At 34.4% G+C, this 7,242-nt stretch carries 5 protein-coding genes; all 5 read left to right on the top strand.

Annotated elements, in window-relative coordinates:
• Positions 1 to 482: efflux RND transporter periplasmic adaptor subunit (locus tag ACHZDT_RS10350; RefSeq protein ID WP_394774550.1), on the top strand; the 482-nt coding region annotated here is incomplete at its 5' end.
• Between the two features lie 68 nt (positions 483 to 550).
• Positions 551 to 3,646 carry an efflux RND transporter permease subunit gene (locus tag ACHZDT_RS10345; RefSeq protein ID WP_394774549.1) on the top strand — a complete coding sequence of 1,032 codons (3,096 nt, stop codon included), beginning with the start codon at positions 551 to 553 and terminating at the stop codon, positions 3,644 to 3,646.
• A gap of 65 nt (positions 3,647 to 3,711) precedes the next feature.
• The gene (locus tag ACHZDT_RS10340; protein WP_394774548.1) at positions 3,712 to 5,019 is read left to right on the top strand and encodes a TolC family protein; all 1,308 of its coding nucleotides are present in this window, start codon (positions 3,712 to 3,714) and stop codon (positions 5,017 to 5,019) included.
• 27 nt (positions 5,020 to 5,046) lie between these two features.
• A complete protein-coding gene (locus tag ACHZDT_RS10335; RefSeq protein ID WP_394774547.1) occupies positions 5,047 to 5,910 on the top strand; it encodes a bestrophin family protein in 864 nt (287 codons plus the stop codon).
• Positions 5,911 to 5,983: 73 nt separating this feature from the next.
• Positions 5,984 to 6,907: an AraC family transcriptional regulator N-terminal domain-containing protein gene (locus ACHZDT_RS10330; protein ID WP_394774546.1), complete on the top strand. Its 924-nt coding sequence runs from the start codon at positions 5,984 to 5,986 to the stop codon at positions 6,905 to 6,907.
• The last annotated feature ends 335 nt before the right edge of the window (positions 6,908 to 7,242 follow it).

Raw genomic sequence — 7,242 nt, 5'->3', positions numbered from 1 at the left:
CAAAATTGGTTAATATTGGTAGACTAAAAATCACTTTTTCAATTCCTGAAAAATATGCCAATCAAGTAAAAACCAACACTATGTTAACTTTTACAGTTGCAGGATCTACTGAAAAATATACGGCTAAAGTATATGCAATTGAGCCTGGAGTTGAAGTAGCGACCAGAACCTTACAAGTTCGCGCAATCGCGGAAAACAGAGATGGGAAGTTATTACCGGGCACATTTGCTAATGTTGAATTGCCTTTAGATATTATTAGGGATGCAATTGTAGTGCCAACTGAAGCAATTATTCCAGTACAAGACGGGAAAAAAGTTTTTATTTCTTCCAACGGCCAAGCCAAAGAAGTAATGGTAGAAACTGCCACCAGAACAGATGCCTCAATTTTAATTCTTTCTGGTTTAAAAGCCGGTGACACCGTTTTAACTAGCGGAGTTATGACTTTAAAAGACGAAACACCTGTCAAAGTGAAAGTAAAATAGATTTCAGATATCAGATTATCAATAGTAATCTCAATTCTTAAATCGGCAATCAAAAATCTAAAATCTAAATGAGTTTATCTACTTTAAGCATAAAAAGACCCGTATTTACTATTGTTATTAATTTAGCAATCGTGTTATTCGGAATTATTGGCTATACGTATCTTGGCGTAAGAGAATTTCCTTCGATAGATCCAGCACAAATCTCGATTCGTACCAATTATACCGGCGCAAATGCCGATATTATCGAATCGCAAATCACGGAACCTCTTGAAAAAGCAATCAATTCCATTGACGGAATCCGAAATGTAACTTCATCCAGCGCACAAGGAAGCAGTAATATTACAATCGAATTTAATCTGGATAAAAATCTGGAAGAAGCCGCAAACGATGTGCGTGATAAAGTTTCACAAGCCGTTCGTAGTTTACCACAAGATATTGATGCACCACCAGTAGTTTCTAAGGCTGATGCAAATGGTGATGCTATTATTTCAATGACGGTACAAAGTGATTCCAGAGATGCATTAGCATTAAGTGACTATGCCGAGAACGTAATTGCGCAACGATTAGAAACGATTCCAGGCGTAAGTGGTGTCCAAATTTGGGGACAAAAAAGATACGCCATGCGTTTGTGGATCGACCCTGTAAAATTAGCGTCTTATGGGTGTACCGTTTCTGAAGTTCGTGCAGCTCTGATTAAACAAAATGTGGAATTACCTTCCGGTAAATTGACAGGAGCTAATACGGAACTGACAGTGAAAACCGTTGGAAATCTTTCTACAGCCGAAGAATTTAACAATATCATTATCCGTTCTGAAGGAGAAAAAATAGTACGCTTAAGCGATATTGGAACAGCTAGTATTGGTCCTGAAAATCCAGAAACTAAAATGACCCAATCCGGAACACCGTTAGTTGGTGTGGCCATTGTTCCTCTTCCCGGTGCTAATTATTTGGATATTTCAAAGGCATTTTATAAAGAATTTGAAAAATTAAAAAAAGACTTACCTAAAGATATCAAGTTAAACATTGCAATTGACAATACTATTTTTGTCAAAAAATCAGTAATTGAAGTAGCCGAAACATTGGGGATTTCAATCATTCTGGTTATTTTAATTATCTATTTATTCTTTAGAGATTGGGCTATAGCTTTTAGACCTTTAATCGATATTCCGGTTTCCTTAATTGCTACTTTCTTTATCATGTGGCTTTTTGGATTTTCGATAAATGTATTGACTTTACTAGCCATTGTTCTTGCCACAGGACTTGTAGTCGATGATGGAATTGTAGTTACCGAGAATATTTTCAAAAAAGTTGAAGAAGGAATGTCACCAATCGAAGCCGCAATTAAGGGTTCGAATGAAATATTTTTTGCTGTAATTTCGATTTCGATAACCTTGGCAGCGGTATTTTTACCGGTAATTTTCTTAGAAGGTTTCGTAGGCCGACTCTTTCGGGAATTTGGTGTAGTAATTGGTGCCGCCGTATTAATTTCTGCCTTTGTATCATTGACATTAACGCCAATGCTGAATGCGTATTTAATGAAAGGCGGAGAACAGAAAAAATCGAAATTCTACATTAAAACTGAACCGTTTTTCGTAAAATTAAATAGTGGTTATGCAGATTCATTGAGTCGTTTTATGAATAAAAAATGGATTAGTTTTCCAATTCTTATTGCATGTTTCGGATTGATTTATTTGTTTTTTACCATTCTTCCTAAAGAAACTGCTCCTTATGATGATCGTAGTTCTGTAACCATGCGTATGACAACGCCCGAAGGTTCATCATATGAATATACGAACCGTTTTATGCAGGAAATGTCAAAATTAGTTGATGATTCTATTCCTGATAAAAAGGTAAGTTTAGTAATTACTGCCGGAGGTTCCGGAGGTTCTGCAACAAATTCAGGTTTTATCAGACTTTCGTTAAAAGAACCGGATGAAAGAAAAGAATCTCAAAAAGATATCGCTGATAAATTAACAAAATGGACTAAAAAATATCCTGATGCTAAAACATCTGTAATCCAGCAACCTACAATTTCTGTAAACAGACGTGGAGGTTTACCGATTCAATACATTATACAAGCTCCTACTTTTGAAAAACTAAGAGAAAAAATTCCTTTGTTTATGGATGAAGTTGGTAAAAGTGATGTTTTCTCGGTTACTGATGTCAATTTAAAATTCAATAAACCCGAAATCAACGTAAGTATCGATCGTGAAAAAGCCGAAAGTTTAGGAATTTCTATCATGGATATTGCGCAAACGCTACAACTTTCATTAAGCGGACAACGTTTTGGATATTTTATTAAAAACGGAAAACAATATCAGGTTATTGGTCAGTTTGATCAAAAAGACCGTTCAAAACCATTGGATTTAACCTCGATGTTTGTGAGAAACAAAAGCGGTCAATTGATTCAAATGGATAACGTTGTAAAAGTGGAGGAACAGAGTAATCCGCCGCAACTGTATCACAATAACCGTTATATGTCGGCAACAGTTTCGGCTGGTTTAGCTCCTGGCAAAAGTATCAGCGATGGTATTCAAGCAATGGATCAGATTAAGGCTAAAGTCCTTGACGAAAGTTTTACTACTGATTTAAGTGGAGAATCGCGAGATTTTGTTGAAAGCAGTTCGAATACTTCTTTCGCTTTTGGATTAGCCTTATTATTAATATTCCTGATTCTTGCAGCTCAATTTGAAAGTTTTATCGATCCGCTTATTATCATTTTAACCGTGCCAATGGCAGTTGCAGGAGCTTTATTTTCGTTATGGTTGTTCAATCAAACCTGGAATATTTTCAGTCAGATTGGTACCGTAATGCTTATTGGTCTGGTAACTAAAAATGGTATTTTGATTGTAGAATTTGCGAATCAGTTACGAGAACAGGGAAAGCCAAAATTAGAAGCAATTCTTGAAGCATCAGAAGCGCGTTTGCGTCCAATTTTAATGACCAGTTTAGCGATTGCTTTAGGAGCTTTGCCAATTGCAATGTCGCTTGGAGCAGCATCTACAAGTAGAATTGGAATGGGAGTTGTTATCGTGGGAGGAACTATTTTCTCATTAGCTTTAACGCTTTTTGTAATTCCTGCAATTTATTTAATGTGGTCTAAAGCAAGAAAACATTATCCTGAATTTGATCATATCGAAGAATACGAAAAAGAAAGTAAATAAAAATATATTAGCCGGGAATTCCCGAATTTCAATGATTCAGAAATTCCCGACAAAAGACAAGAAATATGAATATTAAAATTTTATTTAGTAGTTTAATAGTGTTCCTATGCATTGCAAAAACAAATGCACAGGAAGTTCTGACTATTGAAGACGCTATGAAAATAGCTTTAGAAAATAATTTTGAAATTAAGATTGCCAAGAATAATTCAAAAATCAGCGAAACCAACGTAACCGTAGGAAATGCAGGAATGTTACCGGTTGCAACGGCATCTGTAACGGATAATAATAGCGTTCAAAATTCATCGCAAACACGTCAGGACGGAACTTCGACATCATTAAATAATGCCAAAAACAACAGTTTAAATTACGGTGTAAGTTTAGGTTGGACGGTTTTTGACGGAATGAAAATGTTTGCAAGATTAGATCAGTTAAAAGAATTGCAAAAATTAGGTGATGCTGAATTAAAAAGAACGGTTTTAACGAAAATCGGACAAGTGAATTCGGCTTACTATGATTTGGTTCAGCAACAACAGCAATTATCTGCTTTAGACACCACAATTGTTATTTCTAAACAAAGATTGACGTTGGCTCAAAATCGTTTCACCATCGGGAAAGCTTCAAAATTAGAAGTTTTAAATGCTCAGGTGGATTTAAATTCAGATCAGGCTGCAATAATCAGACAAAAAGAATCGTATAAAAATGCCAAGATTTTACTGAACCAATATTTAGCGCGCGATCCACAAATTGATTTCACGGTAACTAATGAAGTTACGGTCGATAACAAACTGGTATTGATTGATTTAATGGATTTGGCAAAGAAACAAAATCCAGCTTTAGAATCGCAAATCATTAACAAACGAATTGCCGAATTACAACTGAAACAGGTAAAAGCAGATCGTTATCCTATTGTAAACCTAACCTCTGGATATAATATTTCAGAAAGCCAATCGAGTTTAGGATTTACAAGCGAATCATCGGCAAAAGGTTTTAATTATGGTTTTAATGCTACGCTAAATATATTTGATGGCTTAAATCAGCATCGAAATGAAAAAGTAGCAAAACTTCAAATTGAGAATTCTCAAATTGCAATCGATCAGCAAAATATGATTTTGAATACGCAATTAAGTACCGCTTTTCAAACTTATCTTACTAACTTAGAATTAATTGAATTAGAAGAAGATAACGAAGCAATTGCAAAACAAAACTTAGATATTACGCTGGATAAATTCAGAATTGGAACTATAACAACAATTGATTTCAGAACAGCCCAATTAAATTATGTCAACGCAAAAGTACGTTACAGCAACGCACAATATGAGGCAAAATTATCTGAAATTGCTTTGAAAGAATTAGCCGGAAATATTAATTTTTAAATTAAATTTGTTTCAAAACAAACTTAAATGATCTCATACAATACCAAAGAATGGTTTACTTTTATTTTCCATTTTCATAAATCAGATACTGTCAGAAAGCTTTTTCCGGTGATGATTGGAATCGGAATTTACTCTGCCTTAATTGGTTATCTTGAAGTAGAGTATTTTAAAATTGGGAAAAACGATTATATCCACAACATTCCAATCATGCACGGAATGTTAGGTTTTGTAATTTCATTATTACTTGTTTTTAGAACAAATACGGCGTATGATCGTTGGTGGGAAGGACGTAAATTATGGGGAGGTTTGGTGAATAACAGCCGTAATCTCGCTATTAAACTTTCGGCAATGCTGAAAGATGAAAATGATCGAAAATTCTTCAGAAAATTCATTCCTACTTATGCGCTAATTCTGCATAAACATTTGCATGATTCTGATACCAGTAAACAGCTTTTTGAAGATGTTGATTTAGAAATTGACCATCATAAACATAAACCAAATCAGGTAAAAAGAATGATGTTTCATAAAATTAATGATTTGTATGATTCTAAAAAAATCACCGGAGAGCAGCTCATTATTTTAAACGATGAATTACAATCCTTTACAGATATATGCGGTGCTTGTGAGCGAATTAAAAACACGCCTATTCCCTACTCTTACAGTGCTTTTATTAAAAAATTCATTTTCTTTTACACCATGACTTTGCCTTTTGGATATTCCGTAAGTTTAGGTTATCTGGTTGCTCCCGTTGTTGTTTTTATCTTTTATGTACTGGCGAGTTTAGAACTTATTGCTGAGGAAATCGAAGATCCGTTTGGAGATGACGAAAACGATTTACCAACAAAAAAAATAGCCGAAAATATCAAAAAACACATCGAAGAGCTGATTTAATAAAACGTTAAAAATGAGGTTTCTATTCCTTTTTTGATTAAATTTAAAGTCGACACTAAAAAATTTAATCACAATGAATAACCAACGTGCTTTAATCAATCCTCCTCATTTATCGAGTGAAAAATCATTAAAAACACTTGTCGAAAACAGGACTGTTTATACACTCAATCATTGCGAATTAAATATTTTTGAAACTTATGAATCTTCAAAACTGGTTCCGCTAAAATTCAATGATTTTGTGGTAACAAGTATGTTGCGTGGCAAAAAAATAATGCATCTTTTTGATGATCCCGGATTTGATTATTTGCCTGGAGAAACAGTTGTTATTCCGTCAAACGTAGAAATGAAAATCGATTTCCCCGAAGCTTCAAGAGAAAATCCAACGCAATGTCTTGCCTTGGCAATCGATAAATCTAAAATCACAGATACTTTAAATTTCCTGAACGAACGTTATCCCAAAGAAGGCAGCGATGGGTATTGGCAATTAAATTATCAAAATTACTTCTTTTATAATAATGTCGATCTTGCTACCACAATCAATAAACTTATAAAAGAATGCATGAGTACATCGATCACTAAAGATGCTCTCGCAGATTTAACTTTACAAGAATTATTGATCCGAATTATTCAGACGCAAACAGTAAAATCTCTTGACGAAGGAATGACAATTCAAGCCAATAATCCAATTTTTGAAGTTACCGAATTTATCAAACTCAACCTAAAAGAAAACATAAATCTTAAAAGCCTAAGCGAAAAAGCCTGCATGAGTACGGCGTCTTTCTATCGTTTTTTCAAAAGAGAACTTGGCATGAGTCCGATTGAGTATGTTTTAAACGAAAAAATAAAACACGCCAAAAAATTACTCCGAAATCCTGGTATTCAAATCAATGAAGTTTGCTATTTATCCGGTTTTGAAGATGCTAATTATTTTATCAGACTATTTAAAAAACACGAAGGCATTACACCGAAACAATATCAGTTGTTGTATATTAATTAGAGAAAAGGGACAAAGGCTCTGAGGTTCTGAGGGACAAAGGTTTTCTAATTGTTGTGTTTATTGTACGCATAGTAAACCCGACAGGTTTTTAAAACCTGTCGGGTTTAACAAACGGAGGAAATGACATGATTGTATAAAATAGTAAGTTTTTAAAGGTCACGTTTATCGTAGAGGCGCACAGCAGTGCGTCTTCGGTTAGAATTAGACATATTTTTTGTCATATCTACCGAAGACAAAATCAAATCCCAATCTTTACGCATAGTAAACCTGACAGGTTTTTAAAACCTGTCAGGTTTCGCGAACGGAGGAAATGACGTGATTGTATCAAAATAGTA

This window comes from Flavobacterium sp. (assembly GCF_043722275.1).
GTDB lineage: Bacteria > Bacteroidota > Bacteroidia > Flavobacteriales > Flavobacteriaceae > Flavobacterium.
Note: the sequence above shows the minus strand (reverse complement) of the source record. Positions and strands in the feature narration are given on the sequence as shown.